Genomic DNA, 20,527 nt, shown 5'->3' on the forward strand with positions numbered 1-20,527 from the left:
CGCCGATACCGCGTGCCGGACGCACGTGTGAGTCAACAATCAGCGGGATGCAGGAGAAAGGCGTGCTCAAGAAACTGGGAATCAAAGGTCGCGTATTGTTGCTGACCCTGTTGCCGACCAGCCTGATGGCACTGGTGCTGGGCGGGTACTTCACCTGGACGCAGCAATCCGACCTGCAAGCTCAACTGATGCAGCGCGGCGAAATGATCGCCGAGCAACTGGCTCCGCTGGTGGCACCGGCCATGGGCCACGGCGATGCCGAACTGCTCGAGCGCATCGCCACCCAGTCCCTCGAACAACCAGACGTGCGCGCCGTGACCTTCCTCGCGCCCGACCGCTCTCCTCTCGCCCACGCCGGCCCGACCATGCTCAATCAGGCGCCGAGCGGTGACAGCGCGCACCTGCTGCGACGCAGCGGCAACGATGCCACCCGCTATCTGCTGCCGGTCTTCGGCAAACACCGCAACCTCGCCGGCGAGCTGATCCCGCAAGAATCCGACCGCCTGCTCGGCTGGGTTGAACTGGAGCTGTCGCACAACGGCATGTTGTTGCGCGGCTACCGAAGCCTGTTCGCCAGTCTGTTGCTGATTGGTGCGGGGCTGGCCGGCGCCGCGCTGCTGGCCTTGCGCATGGGCCGCACGATCAACCGCCCGCTGAGCCAGATCAAACAGGCCGTCGCCCAGCTCAAGGACGGTCATCTGGAAACCCGCCTGCCACCGCTGGGCAGTCAGGAACTGGATGAACTGGCATCCGGCATCAACCGCATGGCCGGCACCCTGCAGAACGCCCGGGAAGAATTGCAGCACAGCGTCGATCAGGCCACCGAAGACGTGCGCCAGAACCTGGAAACCATCGAGATCCAGAACATCGAGCTGGACCTGGCCCGCAAGGAAGCGCTGGAAGCGAGCCGGATCAAATCCGAATTCCTCGCCAACATGAGCCACGAGATCCGCACGCCGCTCAACGGCATTCTGGGTTTCACCCACCTGTTGCAGAAAAGCGAACTGACCCCGCGCCAGCTCGACTACCTGGGCACCATCGAAAAATCCGCCGACAGCCTGCTGGGGATCATCAACGAGATCCTCGATTTCTCGAAGATCGAGGCCGGCAAACTGGTGCTCGACCATATTCCGTTCAACCTGCGCGACCTGTTACAGGACACCCTGACCATCCTCGCCCCCGCCGCGCACGCCAAGCAGCTGGAACTGGTGAGTCTGGTGTACCGCGATACGCCGCTGTCGCTGGTCGGTGATCCGTTGCGGCTCAAGCAGATCCTGACCAACCTTGTGAGTAACGCGATCAAGTTCACCCGCGAAGGCACCATCGTCGCCCGCGCCATGCTTGAAGAAGAGCACGAAGACAGTGTGCAACTGCGCATCAGCATTCAGGACACCGGCATCGGTTTGTCGAACCAGGACGTGCGCGCGTTGTTCCAGGCCTTCAGCCAAGCTGACAACTCACTGTCGCGCCAACCCGGCGGCACGGGTCTGGGGCTGGTGATTTCCAAGCGCCTGATCGAACAGATGGGCGGCGAAATCGGCGTCGACAGCACGCCGGGAGAAGGCTCGGAGTTCTGGATCAGCCTGAACCTGCCCAAGACCCGCGACGATGCCGAAGACCTGCCCGCCGCGCCGTTGCTCGGGCGCCGGGTGGCGGTGCTGGAAAATCACGAACTGGCGCGTCAGGCCCTGCAGCATCAACTGGAAGACTGCGGCCTCGACGTCACGCCGTTCAACACGTTGGAAAGCCTGACCAATGGCGTTACCGGCGCCCATCAGACCGATCAGGCCATCGATCTGGCGGTGCTCGGCATCACCAGCAACGACATGCCGCCGGAGCGCCTCAACCAGCACATCTGGGACCTTGAGCACCTCGGTTGCCGGGTGCTGGTGTTATGCCCGACCACCGAGCTGACGCTCTATCACCTTTCGGTGCCCAACCCTCACAGTCAGTTGCAATCGAAACCGGCCTGCACCCGCAAACTGCGCCGGGCCTTGTCGGACATGGTCAACCCGCGCCAGCAGCGCAGCGAACCGGGCGAACCGTTGTCGAGCCGCGCGCCGAAAGTGCTGTGCGTCGACGACAACCCGGCCAACCTGTTGCTGGTGCAGACGCTGCTCGAAGACATGGGCGCCAAGGTGCTGGCCGTGGAAAGCGGTTATGCCGCAGTCAAGGCGGTGCAGAACGAAACCTTCGATCTGGTGCTGATGGACGTGCAGATGCCCGGCATGGACGGACGCCAGAGCACCGAGACGATTCGCCAGTGGGAAAGCGAGCGGCACTGCACGCCGCTGCCGATCGTCGCCCTCACCGCCCACGCCATGGCCAATGAAAAACGCGCGCTGCTGCAAAGCGGCATGGACGACTACCTGACCAAGCCGATCAGCGAGCGGCAACTGGCGCAGGTGGTGCTGAAGTGGACCGGCCTGGCGCTGCGCAATCAGGCGCCGGACCGGGGCGGTGAAAGCCTGCTGGGCAATCAGGAACTGCCGATTCTCGATCACGAGGAAGGTTTGCGCCTGGCTGCCGGCAAGGCGGATCTGGCGGCGGACATGCTGGCGATGCTGCTGGCTTCGCTTGAAGCCGACCGCGAAGCCATCCGCACCGCCCGCGACCATCAGGATCAAAACGGTCTGCTCGAACGGGTGCACCGCCTGCATGGCGCCACTCGCTACTGCGGTGTGCCGCAATTGCGCGCCGCCTGCCAGCGCAGCGAAACCCTGCTCAAGCAGCAGGACCCCAAGGCCTCGACCGCGCTGGACGAGCTGGAACGGGCGATCAATCGTCTGGCAGCCCAGGCGAAGATCAGCGCCTGATCCACGGCAATGCCGGTCAACGCCGACGCGGCTACAGTTGTCGCGGGTGAATTGCGCCCGCGTCGATGCTCCAGGAGGATTTCATGCGCACGATCGTTTTCAGCAGCCAGACTTACGACCGCGACAGTTTCCTCGCCGCCGACTGCCCGGCCGGGATCGAACTGCACTTCCAGCCGGCCCGGCTCAGCCTCGATACCGCAGCGCTGGCCGAACATCACGAGGTGGTCTGCGCCTTCATCAACGATGACCTGAGCGCGCCGGTGCTGGAACGTCTGGCGGCCGGCGGCACTCGCCTTATCGCCTTGCGTTCGGCCGGCTACAACCACGTGGATCTGACCGTCGCCAAACGTCTGGGGCTGGCCGTCGTGCGTGTACCAGCCTACTCGCCCCACGCGGTGGCCGAGCATGCGGTGGCGTTGATCCTCGCCCTCAACCGGCGCCTGCATCGCGCCTACAACCGCACCCGCGAAGGCGATTTCAGCCTGCACGGTCTTACCGGTTTCGATCTGGTGGGCAAAACCGTCGGCATCGTCGGCACCGGGCAGATCGGCGCGACCTTCGCGAAAATCATGCACGGCTTTGGCTGCGAACTGCTGGCCTACGACCCTTATCCGAATCCCGCCGTCGAAGCGTTAGGCGCGCGCTACCTGAGCCTGCCGGATCTGCTGGCACAGTCGCGGATCATCAGCCTGCACTGCCCGCTCAACGAACAGAGCAAACACCTGATCAACCGCAATTCGCTGGCACACATGCAACCGGGGGCGATGCTGATCAACACCGGGCGCGGCGGTCTGGTGGACACGCCAGCGCTGATCGACGCCTTGAAGGACGGCCAGCTCGGTTATCTGGGACTGGATGTGTATGAAGAGGAAGCGCAGCTGTTTTTCGAGGACCGTTCCGACCTGCCGCTACAGGACGACGTGCTGGCGCGGCTGCTGACGTTCCCCAATGTGATCGTCACCGCGCATCAGGCGTTTCTGACCCATGAGGCGCTGGGCGCGATTGCCGCGACCACCCTGCACAACATCGCGACCTGGGCGGCGGGTGCGCCGCAGAACCAGGTCGAAGGCTGAACGATCGGACTCAGACCGGAGGCGGCGTCGGGGTAATGGCCACGCACAGGATCAACAGCGCCAGCCAGCCGAACCCCAGTAAACGCTGCTTGAGGGAGTGCCCGTTGCGCAGCAGGAACCAGACAAACACCAGCGGCATCAGAAACGCCATGATCTTCAGCCAGCCTTCCACCGGGCGCGAGCCATCCGGGTTCAACACCGGCTCGACCGGCTGCGAACGACGGCGTCGCCCCGCAGCGGCCGGCATGATCTTCGGCCGCTCGGGTGCCGGCGGCGGAACATAAGCCTCGGGCACGGCCTTGTTGCGCGGCAGGCTGCCAAAGGAAATTGTCGACGTGCCCGTCCGGGCGTGCGAAGCAGGCGCCTCTGCCAGCGGGGCCCCGCAATGAATGCATGCCGTGGCTTCGGAGCTGATGCTCCGCTTGCATTCATAACATTCGATCAGCGCCATGTTCCGTTCCTTGAAAATGAAGGCGGCAGTTTGCCACGACTGCGGTGTCGATTTGAACCGGATCGAAGGTCGCACGCGCGCATCATTCTGCAATCAAGCCCGTGCTAGCATGTCGCGCATATTTGGAGGACCCATGGTCGAACACGATTTCCGCTACACCCTGATGAACCCGCAACACACCCTCACCGAATGCCGCGCCCTGGTTCCGGGCCGTTATCAGGTCACCGGCAACGGTGGCTCGATCCGCATCGGCGACGTGCTGGTCGTAACCCTCAAAGGCAGCAAGGACTTGTCCATGCGTCTGACCGTCGACACCGTCCGCCACCTGATCAACCCGCCGGGCCAATGGACCGCAATGACCACCGGCCCGGTGTTTGGTGAGCTGGCGATCCACACCTGGCAGGTCAACTGCGACAGCTGCGCCAGGGAGCTGAGCTTCGAATTCGCCGTGGACGCCAAGTTGGGCAAGCCTGCGGAAAAACCGGCCGCCACCGCACGCATCGCCGAGCTCGGCTGGAAAACCGTTGGCGACAAGCACCTGTGCCCGAAATGCCAGGAGCCGGCGTGATGAAACACCTGGCCCTGACCGCTGTTGTCGGCGCCGGCCTGATGGGTTGCGCCGCGGAGCCTGTGCAACTGCAACAGAACCGCAGCTACATTCTGGAATGGATCGGCGAGCGTCCGCTGATGGACTACAGCCACCTGACCGTGACCCTTGGCGATGATGGCCGGGCGTATGGCAATGGCGGCTGCAACCACTGGTTCGCGCCGTACACTCTGGAAGGCGACAAGCTGAGCTTCGGCAAGATCGGCAAGACCCGCAAACTCTGTGCCCCGGCGCTGATGGAGCAGGAGCAACGCTTCCTCCAGGCCCTGGAACACGTGGAACGCTGGGATATCTCGCCGATCGAGCAGATGCGTTTCTGGCCGGCTGAAGGCAAGCCGTTGCGCTGGTGGCTGGAAGAAGGCTGATCCTTCGAATCGTTCCCACGCTCTGCGTGGGAACGATCAGCGACGATCAGCCAAGGCGAATCAGTTGGTCGCCTGCAACGCCTCAAGCTTCGCCATCACCCCCGCCGCCGTCTGCTCACCCATCAGCTGCTCCCGCACCTTGCCCTTGTTGTCGATGATGTAGGTCACCGGCAAGGCCTCACTGCGCGGCAGTTCGAAGAGTTCCGACGGATCCTGCGCCAGCACCGTGAACTTGATGCCCAGTTTTTCGCTGGCGCTCTTCAGCTCTTCACCCTGCACGTTGTCGAAATTGACCCCGAACACGCCGATCTTCTTGCCCTTGAGCTCTTCGGCCAAATGATTGAGTTCCGGGATTTCCGTGCGGCACGGGCCGCACCATTCGGCCCAGTAGTTGAGCACGACCCATTGTTTGTCGAGGCGCTCGGACGCCACTTTCTGCCCGTTCTGGTCGATGCCGTAGTCGTTACCGCAGCCCCCCAGCATCAACGCCCCGATGATCGTCAATGCCGCTGCCAGTGCCCGTGTCATGTCGTGTTCCTTGTGAAAAATTGAATGCGCCTGCGACCCATCGCCTCCCAAGGTTCTGGATTGCGCGCTGCACAGTTAGAATAGCCGCCACTCTACGCAAGAAGCGACCCGCCCATGACCGATCTGACGCTTTATCACAACCCGCGCTGCTCGAAATCCCGCGGTGCGCTCGAACTGCTCGAAGCCCGTGGCCTGACGCCGAACGTGGTGCGCTACCTCGAAACCCCGCTGGACGCCGCGCAGATCAAGGCGCTGCTCGGCAAGCTGGGAATCAGCGCACGGCAACTGTTGCGCACCGGCGAAGACGAGTACAAGACCCTGAACCTGGCCGACGCCAGTCTCACCGAGCAGCAATTGATCGAAGCCATCGCGGCGCATCCGAAGTTGATGGAGCGACCGATTCTCGAAGCCGGCGACAAAGCCATTATCGGCCGTCCACCGGAGCAGATCCTGGAGCTGCTGCCGTGAGTGCGCCGTACATTCTGGTTCTGTATTACAGCCGCAGCGGCTCGACCAACGAGATGGCCCGGCAGATCGCCCGTGGCGTCGAGCAGGCCGGTCTCGAAGCACGCCTGCGCACCGTGCCGGCGATCTCCACCGAGTGTGAAGCCGTGGCACCGGACATTCCGGATGAAGGCGCGCTGTACGCCACGCTGGATGACCTGAAGAACTGCGCCGGTCTTGCCCTCGGCAGCCCGACCCGTTTCGGCAACATGGCCGCGCCGCTCAAGTACTTCCTCGATGGCACCAGCAACCTGTGGCTGACCGGCGCGCTGGTCGGCAAGCCGGCCGGAGTGTTCACCTCCACCGCCAGCCTGCACGGTGGTCAGGAAACCACCCTGCTGTCGATGATGCTGCCGCTGCTGCACCACGGCATGCTGATCACCGGCCTGCCTTACAGCGAATCGGCGCTGCTGGAAACCCAGGGCGGCGGCACGCCTTACGGCGCCAGCCATCACGCTGGGGCCGACGGTAAAAGTGGTCTCGATCAGCACGAAGTGGCGCTGTGCCGCGCCCTCGGTGCACGTCTGGCCAAGACCGCCCAGAAGCTGGGGAACTGAGATGGCCAAAAAGCCGAAAGTCCTGCCCGCCGTCGCATGGCTGGAGCCACGGGTGCGGGCCATGCGGGTGATCAGTCTGCTGTGCTTTTTCGGCCTGGCTGGATTGCTTGCCGCTTATTACCTGGTGTTCGCCGACCTGCACGGCGCGCGGCCGTGGGTGATTCTGCTGATCGAGCTGATCCCGTGGATCGTGCTTGCACCGGGCATGATCATGGGCAGCGCACGCGGGCATTCGTGGATGTGCTTTGTGGTGAACCTGTATTTCATCAAGGGCGCGCTGGCCGCATACGACCCGAGCCGGCAGCTGTTTGGCGTGCTGGAGATGATCGCCAGTCTGGCGGTGTTCTGCTCGGCGTTGCTGTATGTGCGCTGGCGGTATCAGCTGAATCGCAAACTGGCGGGCGAAGGCGAAATCTCCGTCGCCTGACAGACCGCTATCGCTGGCAAGCCAGCTCCCACAGGTTTCGGGATCGTTCCCACGCTCCGCGTGGGAACGATCACTCTGAGCTCAATGATTGACGGTGTACGCCAGCATCATCGAGATCTGGCTCATCGGCCGTCCGCCACTCTCTTCATGCCACTGGTTGAACGCGTTCTGCACCGTCGCCAGATCCCGCAGGCTGGTAGGTGCCTTGTCGACGATCTTCTGTGCATTCAACGCCGCGACCACGTCGTAGCTCGGCACAAACGTATCCTTGCCGACCATCCGCAAAAACCGTGGCGCCGACAGCCCGCCCAATTGATGGCCGTGCTTTTTCAGGTAGGTCCACAAACCGACGATGTCGGTCACCGGCCAGTCGGCCAGCAACGCGCCGAAACTGCCCTTCTCTTTCTCGACGTCCAGAATGAATTGCGCATTGCGCGGCACGCTTTTCAGCTTGCCCAGATGACGGATGATCCGCGCATCCTGCATCAGCCGCTCAAGGTGTTCGGCACTCATCAGCACGACCTTTTCCGGGTCGAACTTGAAGAACACTTCTTCGAAGGCCGGCCACTTGGCGTCCACCAGACTGTGCTTGAGCCCGGCGCGAAATACCCGCAGGGCCATGGTCGAGAGATAACGGTCGTCGCTGATCTTGCGCAGTTGCGCCGGGGTCTTGGGAACGGGCAGATGGGCTTCCAGTTCAGCCGCCGAACCGAAGCGGTTCAGACAGTATTCGTGCAGCCACTTGTAGTCGCGCATGCCCTCTCCTAAAAAATGAATTGAAAACGGCGCCCGCGAGCGCCGTTTCTTTCGAGCGATCAGATCACTTACAGGTTCACCACATTGACGAAACGCGAAGCCGCCGTCTCGTCGATCTTCAGGCTGGTGAAGTCAAACAGGTTACGGTCGGCCAGTTGCGACGGGATCACGTTCTGCAGGCTGCGGAAAATGCTCTCGGTACGGCCCGGGGTCTTGCGTTCCCAGTCCACCAGCATTTCCTTGACCACCTGACGCTGCAGGTTTTCCTGGGAACCGCAAAGGTTGCACGGGATGATCGGGAATTGCTTGAAGTCCGAGTAGGCCTGGATGTCTTTCTCGTTGCAGTAGGCCAGCGGACGGATCACCACATTGCGACCATCGTCGGCGCGCAGCTTCGGCGGCATGGCCTTGAGGCTGCCGTTGAAGAACATGTTGAGGAAGAACGTCTCGACGATGTCGTCGCGATGATGACCGAGGGCCATTTTGGTCGCGCCGATTTCATCGGCAAAGGTATACAGCGTGCCGCGACGCAGGCGCGAGCACAGCGAGCAAGTGGTCTTGCCTTCCGGGATCAGCTCCTTGACTACCGAGTAGGTGTCCTTCTCGACGATGTGGTACTCGATGCCCAGCTCTTTCAGGTAGGCCGGCAGCACGTGTTCGGGGAAACCCGGCTGCTTCTGGTCCATGTTCACGGCGACAATCTCGAACTTGATCGGTGCAACCTTCTGCAGGTGCATCAGCACGTCGAGCATGGTGTAGCTGTCCTTGCCCCCGGACAGGCAGACCATGACCTTGTCGCCGTCTTCGATCATGTTGAAGTCGGTGACGGCTTCGCCCGCCAGGCGGCGCAGGCGCTTTTGCAGTTTGTTCTGGTTGACCGTAAGAGTGCCCATGACGCGAAATCCGTGAGGTGTGACGAAAGGCGGGCATTTTACGCAAAAACACTGGGCTTGTGGCCACAGGTTGTCGCCGCTCGCAGCGCCCTTCTACACAGACCTCGACGCGATTACCCCGAGGTTTTACAGCGCGATTTGCTCTAAGCCCCTATCACCTGTGCGGTTAAGACCTTTCTATACTGCGACATAAGGTCGCACACAATCTGAAGACCTGTATTTGCTCGGCCGCATTGGCCCGTAGGCGCTCCGCTGGGGGGCGATGGCAATAACGAGAGGAGTGACTGGCATGATCCATCACGTAGTGGGACTTTTTACCCACCCCGATCAGGAATGGAAGGAAATCCGTGGCGACCAGGAAGAAAGCATCAGCCACATGTACCTGACGCACACGCTGATCCTGGCGGCGATCCCCGCAGTTTCGGCATTTATCGGCACCACCCAGGTCGGCTGGGTGATCGGCAACCGCGCACCGGTGATGCTCACCGTCGAAAGCGCGTTGTGGATGACGATCATGTCTTATCTGGCAATGCTCGGCGGGGTCGCGGTCATGGGTGCCTTCGTGCACTGGATGGCCCGCACCTATGACGCCAACCCGAGCCTGGCCCGTTGCGTGGCATTTGCCACCTACACCGCGACACCGCTGTTCGTCGGCGGACTGGCGGCGCTCTACCCGCACATGTGGCTGGGGATGATCGTCGGCACGGCGGCCATCTGCTACACGGTGTACCTGTTGTATGTGGGGCTGCCGACCTTCATGAATATTCCGTCCGACGAGGGTTTCCTGTTTTCCAGCTCGGTACTGGCGGTGGGTCTGGTGGTGCTGGTGGCCATCATGGCGTTCACCGTGATTGTCTGGGGACTGGGCGTGGGGCCCGTCTACACCAATTAGCAATCGGTTGATCCCGAGAAAAACAAGATCCGCCAACACAGGCCGCCGCAAGGCGGCCTTCTCGTGCCGGTTGAAAAAGAGCGACGACCATTCGGCAGCTCGACGATTCGCAACGCCCCGGGGTTGCGGCATACTCGACGCCTCTGGAGATCCATCAAGCATGCCCGAGCAACTCAATACCCGCGTCGAAGACTGTTTCCAACTCGCTGAATCCTTTTTCAAACGTCCTTTCAAACGCCCCGTGGTGAGCCTCAAGCTGCGCGGGCAAAAAGCCGGGGTCGCGCATCTGCACGAGAACCTGCTGCGTTTCAATCCGCAGCTGTACCGGGAAAACACCGAACATTTCCTCAAGCAGACCGTGGCCCACGAAGTCGCACACCTGATCGCCCATCAACTGTTCGGCGACCGCATCCAGCCACACGGCGAGGAGTGGCAACTGATCATGCGCGGCGTTTACGAATTGCCGCCGGACCGCTGCCATACCTATGAAGTCAAACGCCGCAGCGTGACCCGCTACATCTATAAATGCCCGTGTGCGGATAGCGATTTTCCGTTTTCGGCGCAGCGCCATAGCCTGGTCCGGCAGGGGCGGCGGTATCTGTGCCGGCGCTGTCGCAATACGCTGGTGTTCAGTGGCGAGATGCGGGTCGAATAACCTGGATTTTGTGTTGTCTGGTCGGGCCTCTTCGCGGGCAAGCCCGCGAAGAGGCCGCAACAGGCACTAGAGAACTACCTTTGCCCGCCGCAGCTCGGCAATCCGCTTCGGGCTCAACCCCAACTCCGCCAACACCTGATCCGTATGCTGTCCCAGCGCCGCGCCAACATGCCGTGGCGCCGGCAACGCCTCGGAAAACTTCAGCGGGCAAGCGATCTGCGCCTGCGCCGAGCCATCGCCACGGGGCACCTGCGTCACCAGTTCCCGCGCCTGCAATTGCGGATGCTGCAGCGCCTCGCCAAGATTCAGCACCGGTTCGACACAGGCGTCGAGCCCGGCGAACAGCTCACACAGTTCGGCAAAGTCATGCTTCTCGAACTCGACCTTCAAGGCGTCCTTGAGCGCCCGCTGCTGTTCGGGTTTGGGTGACAAGCCCTGCGCCGCCAGTTCCGGCCGCCCCAGCGCCGCACACAGTTGCTGCATGAAGGCCGGTTCCAGACTGCCCACCGACATCCAGCGCCCGTCGCGAGAGCGGTAGTAATCGTAGAAACTGCCGCCATTGAGCATCTGCTCTTCCCAGCCCGGCTCTTCGCCGCAGGCCAGATACCCGGCTCCGGCCATGGCATTCAGGCTGAACGCGCAGTCGGTCATGCTCACGTCCAGATGGGTGCCCTGCCCGGTTTGCTGACGGGAAATCACCGCCGCCAGCAGACCGATCACCCCGTGCAGCGAGCCGCCCGCGACATCCGCCACCTGCATGCCCAGCGGCAACGGCCCCCTGTCGGCGCGCCCGGTGTAACTGGAGAGCCCGGCCAGTGCCAGATAGTTGATGTCATGGCCGGCGCGATCCTTGTACGGCCCGGTCTGGCCGTAACCGGTGATCGACACATAAATCAGCTTCGGATTGATCGCCTTCAGCGCCTCGTAACCCAGCCCCAGCCGCTCCATCACACCGGGGCGAAATTGCTCCAGCACGATGTCGTAATCCGTCAGCAACTGCTTCACCAGCTCCAGCGCTTCGGGCTGCTTGAGGTCCAGTGCCAGGCTGCGCTTGTTGCGGTTGAGATAAGCGTGACTGGCCGAGACGCCGTGATCGTGAGGCGGCAACACCCGCACCAGGTCGAGGCGGGTCGGCGATTCGATGCGCAGTACCTCGGCGCCCATGTCCGCCAGCAGCAGCGAGGCGAACGGCCCCGGCAGCAGGGTCGAGAAATCCAGAATCTTCAGTGAGGCCAGCGGTGCAGACATGGGCATTCTCCATCAACGATGCATGCAGCCTAGGCAGCCCTCGGCGATGGGGCAATTACCGGATCCATCAGTTGCGCTGACCGTTGCGCTCAAACAGCAGACAAGAAAAAACCCGCCGAAGCGGGTTTTTCCATTCGAGCGATGCTTACTTCACATTGCTCGGGGTCGGGCCTTCGGCCACGCCCAGGTCGTCTTCTTGACGCTCGTCAGAGATACCGCGACCGCCCGAGGCCAGCTCGGATTGCAACACGTCGGTGTCCAGCTCCTTGACCCACTTGGCCACGACGATAGTCGCTACGGCGTTGCCGACCAGGTTGGTCAGGGCGCGGGCTTCGGACATGAAGCGGTCGATACCGAGGATCAGCGCCAGACCGGCCACCGGCAGGTGACCTACGGCCGACAGGGTGGCCGCCAGTACGATGAAGCCCGAACCGGTCACACCGGCTGCGCCTTTGGAGGACAGCAGCAGCACCAGCAGCAGGGTGATCTGATGGGTGATGTCCATGTGGGTGTCGGTCGCCTGAGCGATGAACACGGCCGCCATGGTCAGGTAGATCGAGGTACCGTCGAGGTTGAACGAGTAGCCGGTCGGGATGACCAGACCTACCACCGATTTCTTCGCGCCCAGACGTTCCATCTTGATCAGCATGCGTGGCAGCGCCGATTCGGAGGAGGACGTACCCAGTACGATCAACAGTTCTTCACGGATGTAGCGCACCAGCTTCAGTACGCTGAAACCGTGGGCCCGGCAGATCGCGCCCAGAACCACCAGCACGAACAGGATGCAGGTGATGTAGAAGCAGATCATCAACTGACCCAACTGCACCAGCGAGCCGACACCGTAGGCACCGATGGTGAAGGCCATGGCACCCAGCGCACCCAGCGGCGCCAGTTTCATGATCATGTTGATGATGTTGAACATCACGTGGGCGAAACGATCGATCAGGTCCAGGAGCGGACGACCGTACGAACCCAGGCGATGCAGCGCATAGCCAAAGATCACCGAGAACATCAACACTTGCAGGATGTCACCGGTGGCGAATGCGCCGACGATGGTGTTCGGGATCACGTTGAGGAGGAAGCCAACGATGCTCTGGTCTTTACTGGCCGTCACATAAGTGGCGATTTTCGAGGCGTCCAGGGTGGTGACGTCGATGTGCATGCCGGCGCCCGGCTGCACAACGTTGACCACGACCAGACCGATCAGCAGGGCAATGGTGGAAACGATTTCGAAGTACAGCAGCGCGTAGCCGCCGGTCTTGCCCACGGATTTCATGTTCTGCATGCCGGCGATGCCGCTGACAACGGTACAGAAGATGATCGGCGCAATGACCATTTTGATCAGTTTGATGAACCCGTCACCCAGTGGCTTGAGCGCCACACCGGTCTGTGGGTAGAAGTGACCGAGCAGGATGCCGATGGCGATGGCAACGATCACCTGGAAATACAGGGATTTGTACAGTGGCTGACGAGTCGTCATTGCAAAGTTCCTCAAGAGTCCCGCGTGGCAACATCCATCTGTTGAACGCGACACCTGAATTGCGAACCCTCCTGCACTGGAGGGATTTGTTGTGTCGAACGGCGCTTTTCCGGACCGGCTCGGCGCACGCTTCTGTGGCTCTTATCGCAAACGTCGTGCCACTTTGGTGCAAATCGCTGCAAGCCTTTTGATATCAGGGGATTCGAGTTTTTCTGTGTCACCATTCGGTGACTCAAGTGTGGCGGATTTCCGCCAACTCGCCCGACCTCGTCCTACAATTTGGCGGAAATCCGCCTTGTTACCGATCAAAGGCAGCCGCTACCATCGGTCGCCAGAGGAAGGATCTGCCGCTCATGCGCGAACGCACCATCGCCAGTCACTTTGCCCGCGCCGCCCTCGGTGGCGCGCGGCGCTCGGGTTACGACTATTCGGACCTGCTGCAGCAACTGGGCATCAGCCCCGAACTGCTCGACGAGCCGCGCGCGCGGATCGCCCCGGAACAATTCACCCAGTTGATCCAGAACCTGTGGCTGGCCCTGGACGACGAATACCTGGGTTTCGGCAACGCGCCGAGCAAACCCGGCAGCTTCGCCATGATGTGCCACGCGATCATTCATTGCCGCAGCCTGGAAAAGGCTCTGCAACGCGGCTTATTGTTTTATAGCCTATTCCCCGAAGCCCCGCGCCTGACCCTGACCCATGAAGACGAATGGGTGCGCCTGAGCCTCGACGATGCGCAATTGTGGGACCCGGATCACTTTCTCAGCGAGAGCCTGCTGGTGATCTGGCATCGCCTCGGCAGCTGGCTGATCGGCCAGCGGATTCGTCTTGAACAGGCGAGCTTCAGCTACCCGAAACCGGCGCACGGGGCGGAATACGATTTGCTGTTTTCCTGCCCGCTGGAATTTTCGGCAACGCAAAGCAGCCTGGTATTTCACAGCCGCTATCTGCACATGCCGCTGTTGCAGGACGAACGCACCCTCAAGCATTTCCTCGAACGCTCCCCCGCCGACCTGCTGTCCCGCCCGGACGACGGCAACAGCCTGAGCAGCCGACTGCGTCGCTTGCTCAGCCACGACAGCGCACGCTGGCCGGATCTGGAAGCCGTGGCCGCGCACCTGCACATCAGCCCGCAAACCCTGCGCCGGCATCTGCGCGAGGAAGGCACCAGTTTTCAGGAATTGAAGGATCAGTTGCGGCGGGACATCGCGATTTATCACCTGGGGCGGGCCGATCTGTCGTTGCAACAGATCGCCGAACAGCTCGGGTTTTCCGAGCCGTCGGCGTTTCATCGGGCGTTCAAGAAATGGACGGGACTGACGCCGGGGGCGTATCGAGCGCAAGAACACTGAAAAAGGTCATTCGCCATAGAAGGAAACAAACTGGGCACTTTGCCTCCCTGCTGAACCTTCCTTTCTGCTGATAGGGTTCCCCTTCAAGACAATCACCCTCCGCAACCTTTGCATCTGGCAGGAAGCCTGATGCGCACGGAGCTTCATGAAGGAACGACCATGCTTCAATCACCCATTGCAACCCTCACCACACTTGCTTTGCCATTCCTGTTGACGGGGTGCCTGGTAAATCCAGTACAGCCTTCCATTGATCCAACGCCGTACGAGACGCCGGAATATCGGGCTCAGAAAGCTCTCGCAATCGTTAATGCGTCGGCTCTCTATGCTCGTGGCGGCACCGGTCAGGACGTGGCTGTAGCCGTTGTCGACTCGGGTTTGAACGACAATCTGCCGGAGTTTCAGGGCAGGCTGAGGGATCCGGGATTCGATTATGTCGAAAACCGGGTCGGCACCTTCGACCGAATTGGTCACGGCACCCAAATGGCCGGCATTCTGGCGGCCAACAAGGACGACAAAGGCATGCACGGTATTGCCTTCGGCGCTCAGTTGATCCCTTATCGCTTCGGTGACGACAACGAACCATTTTTCTTTGATAGCGAGATAGCACAATCCTGGCAAGCAGGTTTCGACAAGGGCGCGCGGATCTTCAACAACTCCTGGGCCAACGCCATCCCGGCGACCGAGATCAATGAGGCGCGCTACAACCAGGTCATGCCGGAATCATTGGCCACAGCGCGGAATATGGTTCAGGAAGGGGCGGTCTTCGTGTTCCCGACCGGAAACGAGTTGAAACGGGAACCCTTGGCCGAACCTGGTTTGCCGCTCGCCCTGCCTGAACTTGAAAAAGGCTGGATCGCGGTGGTTGCCCTGAAGAGCGATGGCAGCACCATCAATGCGAAATCCAACTACTGCGGCGTGGCGGCAGCCTGGTGCATCGCTGTACCGGGCGGTGACTCAGGTTCCGACCAAGGCCTGTTGACCACCAACAAGAATGGTCAATACACCGAGACCGCTGGCACGTCGCCCGCTGCCGCGCTGGTTAGCGGAGCGCTCGCAGCTCTGCAAAGCCGCTATCCGGAACTCACGCCACAACAAGTCCGCGAACGCCTGCTGAGCACCGCGAACCGGACAGGCATCTATGCAAACAGTGAAGCATACGGTCGGGGCCTGCTGGATCTTGAAGCAGCTTCTCGTCCGGCCCCGCAGTCCATGGTTGATTGACGGGGCCGAGGCCGGCGAACATGAAGGGCTGACACGATAGCAGTGAAAGCAATGCGACTGATGTCATCGCCGATTTGCTGCCGACAGAGGCCAAAAAGTCAACGTTTAAATTGTCGGAAAGTGAATCCTGAACGCCGCCCCGCCCATCGGCGAATCACCCAGGGTCAGTTTCGCGCTGTAGCTCTCGATGATGTCTTTGACCACTGCCAGCCCGATCCCCTGCCCCGGATGCTGGCGATCCAGGCGTTCGCCGCGTTCGAGAATCCGTGCCCGCTGATCCGGTGGTACGCCGGGGCCGTCGTCTTCGATGCACAGCTCCATTCCGGAATGGCTTTCGCGCACGCTGATGCGCACCTCGCCCAGGCACAGACGGTAGGCGTTTTCCAGCAGGTTGCCCATCATCTCCAGCAAGGCGCCCTGCTCGATCGGCACGTAACAGTGCTCCGGCAGATCGAAGGCGACGCGCACGTGTTTGTCGCGGTAGACCTTGTCCAGCGTGTCGCACAGGCTTTGCAGCACCGGGCGCAGGCGCACCTGATGGCGTACCAGACCGCTTTTGCGCAGGCTGGCGCGTTGCAACTGGTAGCCGATCTGCTGGCTCATGCGTTCGATCTGGGTTTGCAGCACCCAGGCCTGATCTCGGTCTTCGGGACGCTGGGCCATGTCTTCGCTGACGCCTTGCAATACCGCCAGCGGGGTTTTCAGACTGTGGGCCAGATCGTCGAGGGAGTCGCGGTAACGGCTGCGCTGCTGGCGTTCGCTGTGCAGCAGGCGGTTGAGGGAACCGGTCAGTCGCAGCAGTTCGCGCGGGTGTTGTTCACTGAGGCTTTCGAGGGTTCCGCCTTCGATTTCGTCAAGTTCCTGACTAAGCCGGCGCAAGGCTTTCAGACCCCAGGTCAGGCCGATCCACAGCAGCGCCAGCAGCACCAGCAATGCCGCGCCAAAACCGAGGTAGAGATTTTCCCGCAGGCCTTCGAGGGTGGTTTCGTATTCGCGCACCGGTTGCAGGGCCACGATACTGAAGGCCGCGCTCTTGCCGCCGAGCAGTTTGACTTCGACGTCATAGACGAAGAATTCCTGCCCGTTGGCTTCGCGGATCCGCGCGAACTCGTTGCCGAGGCCGTCGTAGCGCGGCGTGTAGTTGATCTTTTCTTCCTGGGTGCCCTTCGAACGCCAGACCAGATGCCCTTCGCGGTCATAGATGTAGCCGAGCAGGCGGTTGTCCGTGAGGTTGAAGCGCTCGTCGGGCAACTGCGCCGGCATCATCAAGCGGTTGTTTTCAACCCGCGCGGCAGAGATCAGCGTGGTGACGTCGGACGCCAGCCGCTGCTCGATCGAGTCCTGCAGCGCCAGGCTGAACGCGCCCTGCATCGCCGGGAGCAACGCGAGCATGAACAACACCGCCAGGGTGGTGGCGGCGAGCATCAGCCGGACGCGAAGGGAACGGATCAAGTGCAGCGCTCATTGAACAGGTAACCGAGGCCGCGCACGGTGTCGATCGGCTTGAACCCGGCCGGGCCTTCCAGCTTGCGGCGCAGACGGCCGACCAGCACTTCGATCACGTTCGGATCGCGCTCGTCGTCATCCGGGTACAACTGCTCCATCAGCCGATCCTTGGGCACCACTTGCTGGTGATGGCGCATGAGGTATTCGAGGATCCGGTATTCGTAGGCGGTCAGCGCCAGCGGTTGCTCATCGAGGCTCGCCTGCTTGCGATTCAGGTCCAGCAGCAACGGGCCGGCAACGATGGTCGACTGGGTGAAACCGCTGGAGCGGCGCAGCAACGCATTGAGCCGCGCTTCGAGCTCTTCGAACTGGAACGGCTTGACCACGTAATCGTCGGCGCCGGCGGCCAGGCCTTCGACCTTGTCCTGCCAGTTGCCGCGCGCGGTGAGGATCAGGATCGGAAAGGTCTTGCCGCCCGAGCGCAACTGGCGGATCAGGTCGAGCCCACCCATGCCCGGCAGGCCGAGGTCGATCACCGCCAGGTCAAAGTTGAATTGCCCGGTCTGGTACAACGCCTCTTCGGCGTTGGCCACGGACTCGACCACATGACCGCTCTCCGTCAGGCGGGTTTGCAGGTGATGGCGCAACAGCGCTTCATCTTCGACAACCAACAGTTTCATGACGCTCTCCCGGGTAAATCGACAACTCCAAAGGCTTTCGCCTCACATGGCTGCGCCGGATCGCCCCTCGAAGGACGACCCGGCGCGGGCCTGACGCCAGTCGCTTAGAAAGCGTAGTTGGCCGACAGGTAAGTCTGGGCGCTGCTGGTCAAATCCAGCGAGCCTTGCTTGCTGCCGCCGCTCTCTTTCATCTCGGTGCTGGCGTTGCTGCGCAGGTAACGGTAACCGAGTTCGACCGAGGTGTTCTGCGAGACTTGCTGCAGCACACCGAACTGACCGCCGACGGCGTAACCGATGTCGCTGTCACGGCTGTAGCCTGGCGAATCCTGGGTCAGCTTGGTCAGACCCGCCGTGGCACCGCCAAACAGCTTGGTGCTGCCGCCCACCGGGTAGAACAGATCGTAGCTGCCCAGCAGGTTTTCCTGGCGCAGTTTAATGCCATTGTGCGAGCCCGACACGTTGTCGTAGGTGGCGTAGTAGCGACCCTGGCTGTTTTGCTGACCCAGACGCAGGCCGTAGGTGTTGTTGCCGTCGATGGCCGCGGTGGCATCCGGGTGGCCGAGGTTGTCGTTCAGGGCGTTGGATTTCTTGATCTTGTCGCTGGTCTGGCCAAAGGTCAGGCCGGCGAAGTTGCTGGTGGTGTCGGCGTGGGCCGCGATACTGGCGCTCATTACAGTAAAAGCCAGCAGCAGTTTATTTAAACGAGTCATGGAGTTTCCTCTTTCACAGTGCTGTTTGGGTATGGCGCAAGGTTACTGAGCCTCCCCTGTACCGCCCCTGAACGCTCTCTGAACCTCGCCTGAATGAAATGAACTAGGCTGTTTTGACCCCTTATTGTCCGGAGACCCGATCATGCGCCTGCTATTGACCCTCGCCCTTCTCGCCTTAAGCAGCCTCAGCCAGGCTGCGATCAAGACCGAGGAAATCCCCTATCAGAGCGCCGACGGCACGAAGCTGATCGGTTACTACGCCTACGACGACGCGATCAAGGGCCCGCGCCCCGGCGTGGTGGTGGTGCATGAATGGTGGGGCCTGAACGACTACGCCAAGCGCCGCGCCCGGGACCTCGCCGGGCTTGGCTACAGCGCGCTGGCCATCGACATGTACGGTGAAGGCAAGAACACCGAGCACCCGAAAGACGCGATGGCGTTCATGCAAGCCGCCACGCAAAACGCCGATGCGGCCAGCAAGCGCTTTCAGGCCGGGCTGGATCTGTTGAAGAAACAGCCACAGACCGACAAGGATAAAATCGCCGCCATCGGTTACTGCTTCGGCGGTGGCGTGGTGCTGAATGCGGCGCGTCAGGGTGTGCCGCTGGCCGGCGTGGTGAGTTTCCACGGCGCGCTGGCCACCAAGACCCCGGCTGCGCCTGGCACTGTGAAGGCGAAAATCCTCGTCGAACATGGCGCGTTGGACAGTATGGTCACCCCGGACAACGTCACGGCGTTCAAGTCGGAAATGGACAAGGCCGGCGCCGACTATCAATTCGTCAGCCTCGACGGCGCCAAGCACGGTTTCAGCAATCCCGACGCGGATCGCCTGAGCCACGGCGATCACGGTGGCCCGGATATCGGCTACAACAAGGCTGCAGATGAAAAATCCTGGGCGGACATGCAGGCGTTCTTCAAGAAGATCTTTGGCTGAACCCCTGTTGCTGATCGTTCCCACGCTCTGCGTGGGAATGCATACAGTGACGCTCCGCGTCACACAGCGAGGGACGCGGAGCGAGGGACGCGGAGCGTGGGAACGATCGCAATTCGGGGCCGCAGCGTCGGAGCGATCACGGTTCGACGTGGGAACGATCATGTCGACACTATCCAGCCCGAAGACAACCCGGCAAAATGCCCGCCATGAATGCCAGCCCTTTCCTCCCCGCCTGCTGCACCCCGCTCGATGCCCATTGGCCACTGCCGACGGTGTTGCCCGAAACCGTATTTCTGAGCACCCATTTCGACCCGTCGCAACTGCTTGGCGATGACTTTCGTCGTAGCGCCATCGAGCCGCCGCCGAGCATTCAGCGTTCAGTGGCCAAGCGGCAGGCGGAATTCCTCGCCGGGCGAATTTGCGCCCGGGCCGCGTTGCAGCAATTGGAAGGCTCAAGCACTGTTCCGGCGATCGGCGAGGACCGTGCACCGGTGTGGCCGGCGCACATCTGCGGCTCGATCACCCACAGCACCGGCCGTGCGGCGGCGATTGTCGCCAACAAGCAGCACTGGCGCGGACTGGGCATGGACCTGGAAAACCTGCTCAACGCCGAACGCGCCGAACGACTGGCCGGAGAGATCCTGACCCCGCCGGAAATGCAGCGCATGGCCGCCGGCTCCCGAGATCAGATTGCGTTGTGGGTGACCCTGACCTTCTCGGTGAAAGAAAGCCTGTTCAAGGCGCTGTACCCGATCGTGCAGCAGCGCTTCTACTTCGAACACGCCGAGGTGCTGGAGTGGAATGAACAGGGTCAGGTGCGGTTGCGGTTGCTGACGGATCTGTCCAGTGAATGGCGCAACGGCACTGAACTCGATGCGCAATTTGGCGTGCAGGACGGGCAGTTGCTGAGTCTGGTCAGCATTCCTGCCTGA

At 61.7% G+C, this 20,527-nt stretch carries 22 protein-coding genes; 13 read left to right on the forward strand and 9 right to left on the reverse strand.

Features of this window, described 5'->3' with window-relative positions:
• Positions 1–62 precede the first annotated feature (62 nt).
• Together K3819_RS21765 and K3819_RS21770 are read left to right on the forward strand one after the other, a co-directional pair.
• Entirely contained in the window at positions 63–2,816 is a 2,754-nt protein-coding gene (locus tag K3819_RS21765; RefSeq protein WP_221397928.1) for a response regulator, read from the forward strand.
• Positions 2,817–2,899: 83 nt separating this feature from the next.
• Positions 2,900–3,889: a 2-hydroxyacid dehydrogenase gene (locus tag K3819_RS21770; protein WP_221397929.1), complete on the forward strand. Its 990-nt coding sequence runs from the start codon at positions 2,900–2,902 to the stop codon at positions 3,887–3,889.
• Positions 3,890–3,899: 10 nt separating this feature from the next.
• Here K3819_RS21770 and K3819_RS21775 read toward each other — a convergent pair whose 3' ends face one another.
• Positions 3,900–4,340 (reverse strand): hypothetical protein, encoded by a 441-nt coding sequence (locus tag K3819_RS21775; RefSeq protein WP_221397930.1) that lies wholly within the window; start codon positions 4,338–4,340, stop codon positions 3,900–3,902.
• Positions 4,341–4,473: 133 nt separating this feature from the next.
• Between K3819_RS21775 and K3819_RS21780 the strand changes: the two genes are divergently transcribed.
• Entirely contained in the window at positions 4,474–4,908 is a 435-nt protein-coding gene (locus tag K3819_RS21780; RefSeq protein ID WP_085610706.1) for a hypothetical protein, read from the forward strand.
• The gene (locus tag K3819_RS21785) at positions 4,908–5,312 is read left to right on the forward strand and encodes an META domain-containing protein (protein WP_039772881.1); all 405 of its coding nucleotides are present in this window, start codon (positions 4,908–4,910) and stop codon (positions 5,310–5,312) included. The genes K3819_RS21780 and K3819_RS21785 overlap by 1 nt, the downstream gene beginning before the upstream one ends.
• A gap of 60 nt (positions 5,313–5,372) precedes the next feature.
• Here K3819_RS21785 and K3819_RS21790 read toward each other — a convergent pair whose 3' ends face one another.
• A complete protein-coding gene (locus K3819_RS21790; RefSeq protein ID WP_085610707.1) occupies positions 5,373–5,840 on the reverse strand; it encodes a TlpA disulfide reductase family protein in 468 nt (155 codons plus the stop codon).
• Positions 5,841–5,954: 114 nt separating this feature from the next.
• Between K3819_RS21790 and arsC the strand changes: the two genes are divergently transcribed.
• From arsC to K3819_RS21805, 3 genes are read left to right on the forward strand one after another with little or no spacing between them, the layout of a single operon-like run.
• Complete coding sequence (gene arsC / locus K3819_RS21795; RefSeq protein ID WP_085610708.1) at positions 5,955–6,308, forward strand: arsenate reductase (glutaredoxin); 354 nt, start codon at positions 5,955–5,957, stop codon at positions 6,306–6,308.
• Positions 6,305–6,901 (forward strand): NAD(P)H:quinone oxidoreductase, encoded by a 597-nt coding sequence (gene wrbA / locus K3819_RS21800; protein ID WP_007957765.1) that lies wholly within the window; start codon positions 6,305–6,307, stop codon positions 6,899–6,901. The genes arsC and wrbA overlap by 4 nt, the downstream gene beginning before the upstream one ends.
• A 1-nt stretch (position 6,902) precedes the next feature.
• Positions 6,903–7,328 carry a DUF2069 domain-containing protein gene (locus tag K3819_RS21805; protein WP_221397931.1) on the forward strand — a complete coding sequence of 142 codons (426 nt, stop codon included), beginning with the start codon at positions 6,903–6,905 and terminating at the stop codon, positions 7,326–7,328.
• 81 nt (positions 7,329–7,409) lie between these two features.
• Here the strand turns inward: K3819_RS21805 and K3819_RS21810 are convergent, their stop codons facing one another.
• Complete coding sequence (locus tag K3819_RS21810; protein WP_039772888.1) at positions 7,410–8,084, reverse strand: DNA-3-methyladenine glycosylase I; 675 nt, start codon at positions 8,082–8,084, stop codon at positions 7,410–7,412.
• A gap of 68 nt (positions 8,085–8,152) precedes the next feature.
• Positions 8,153–8,977: a tRNA 2-thiocytidine(32) synthetase TtcA gene (gene ttcA, locus K3819_RS21815; RefSeq protein WP_064598661.1), complete on the reverse strand. Its 825-nt coding sequence runs from the start codon at positions 8,975–8,977 to the stop codon at positions 8,153–8,155.
• 289 nt (positions 8,978–9,266) lie between these two features.
• On the opposite strand from ttcA, the gene K3819_RS21820 reads away from it, so the two are divergent.
• The gene (locus K3819_RS21820; RefSeq protein WP_007957761.1) at positions 9,267–9,869 is read left to right on the forward strand and encodes a Yip1 family protein; all 603 of its coding nucleotides are present in this window, start codon (positions 9,267–9,269) and stop codon (positions 9,867–9,869) included.
• Between the two features lie 160 nt (positions 9,870–10,029).
• Positions 10,030–10,524 carry a SprT family zinc-dependent metalloprotease gene (locus K3819_RS21825; RefSeq protein WP_007957760.1) on the forward strand — a complete coding sequence of 165 codons (495 nt, stop codon included), beginning with the start codon at positions 10,030–10,032 and terminating at the stop codon, positions 10,522–10,524.
• Positions 10,525–10,590: 66 nt separating this feature from the next.
• Here the strand turns inward: K3819_RS21825 and K3819_RS21830 are convergent, their stop codons facing one another.
• Both K3819_RS21830 and K3819_RS21835 read right to left on the reverse strand, forming a co-directional pair.
• Positions 10,591–11,772, reverse strand: coding sequence for a CaiB/BaiF CoA-transferase family protein (locus tag K3819_RS21830; RefSeq protein WP_221397933.1), 1,182 nt, complete (start codon positions 11,770–11,772; stop codon positions 10,591–10,593).
• Positions 11,773–11,917: 145 nt separating this feature from the next.
• Positions 11,918–13,252, reverse strand: coding sequence for a dicarboxylate/amino acid:cation symporter (locus tag K3819_RS21835; protein WP_074688172.1), 1,335 nt, complete (start codon positions 13,250–13,252; stop codon positions 11,918–11,920).
• 353 nt (positions 13,253–13,605) lie between these two features.
• Between K3819_RS21835 and K3819_RS21840 the strand changes: the two genes are divergently transcribed.
• Complete coding sequence (locus tag K3819_RS21840; RefSeq protein WP_085610712.1) at positions 13,606–14,604, forward strand: AraC family transcriptional regulator; 999 nt, start codon at positions 13,606–13,608, stop codon at positions 14,602–14,604.
• A gap of 159 nt (positions 14,605–14,763) precedes the next feature.
• Positions 14,764–15,825, forward strand: coding sequence for a S8 family peptidase (locus K3819_RS21845; RefSeq protein WP_085610713.1), 1,062 nt, complete (start codon positions 14,764–14,766; stop codon positions 15,823–15,825).
• A gap of 105 nt (positions 15,826–15,930) precedes the next feature.
• Here K3819_RS21845 and K3819_RS21850 read toward each other — a convergent pair whose 3' ends face one another.
• The 3 genes from K3819_RS21850 to K3819_RS21860 form a co-directional block, all read right to left on the reverse strand.
• The gene (locus tag K3819_RS21850) at positions 15,931–17,277 is read right to left on the reverse strand and encodes an ATP-binding protein (RefSeq protein WP_085610714.1); all 1,347 of its coding nucleotides are present in this window, start codon (positions 17,275–17,277) and stop codon (positions 15,931–15,933) included.
• Positions 17,274–17,951, reverse strand: coding sequence for a response regulator transcription factor (locus tag K3819_RS21855; protein ID WP_039772894.1), 678 nt, complete (start codon positions 17,949–17,951; stop codon positions 17,274–17,276). The genes K3819_RS21850 and K3819_RS21855 overlap by 4 nt, the downstream gene beginning before the upstream one ends.
• A 104-nt stretch (positions 17,952–18,055) precedes the next feature.
• Positions 18,056–18,661, reverse strand: coding sequence for a hypothetical protein (locus K3819_RS21860; RefSeq protein ID WP_064598671.1), 606 nt, complete (start codon positions 18,659–18,661; stop codon positions 18,056–18,058).
• A gap of 142 nt (positions 18,662–18,803) precedes the next feature.
• On the opposite strand from K3819_RS21860, the gene K3819_RS21865 reads away from it, so the two are divergent.
• Together K3819_RS21865 and K3819_RS21870 are read left to right on the forward strand one after the other, a co-directional pair.
• Positions 18,804–19,595, forward strand: coding sequence for a dienelactone hydrolase family protein (locus K3819_RS21865; protein WP_085647377.1), 792 nt, complete (start codon positions 18,804–18,806; stop codon positions 19,593–19,595).
• 206 nt (positions 19,596–19,801) lie between these two features.
• Positions 19,802–20,527, forward strand: a complete 726-nt coding sequence (locus K3819_RS21870; RefSeq protein WP_085610716.1) for a 4'-phosphopantetheinyl transferase — start codon at positions 19,802–19,804, stop codon at positions 20,525–20,527.

Source organism: Pseudomonas sp. 3-2 (assembly GCF_019710535.1).
GTDB classification, from domain to species: domain Bacteria; phylum Pseudomonadota; class Gammaproteobacteria; order Pseudomonadales; family Pseudomonadaceae; genus Aquipseudomonas; species Aquipseudomonas pharyngis.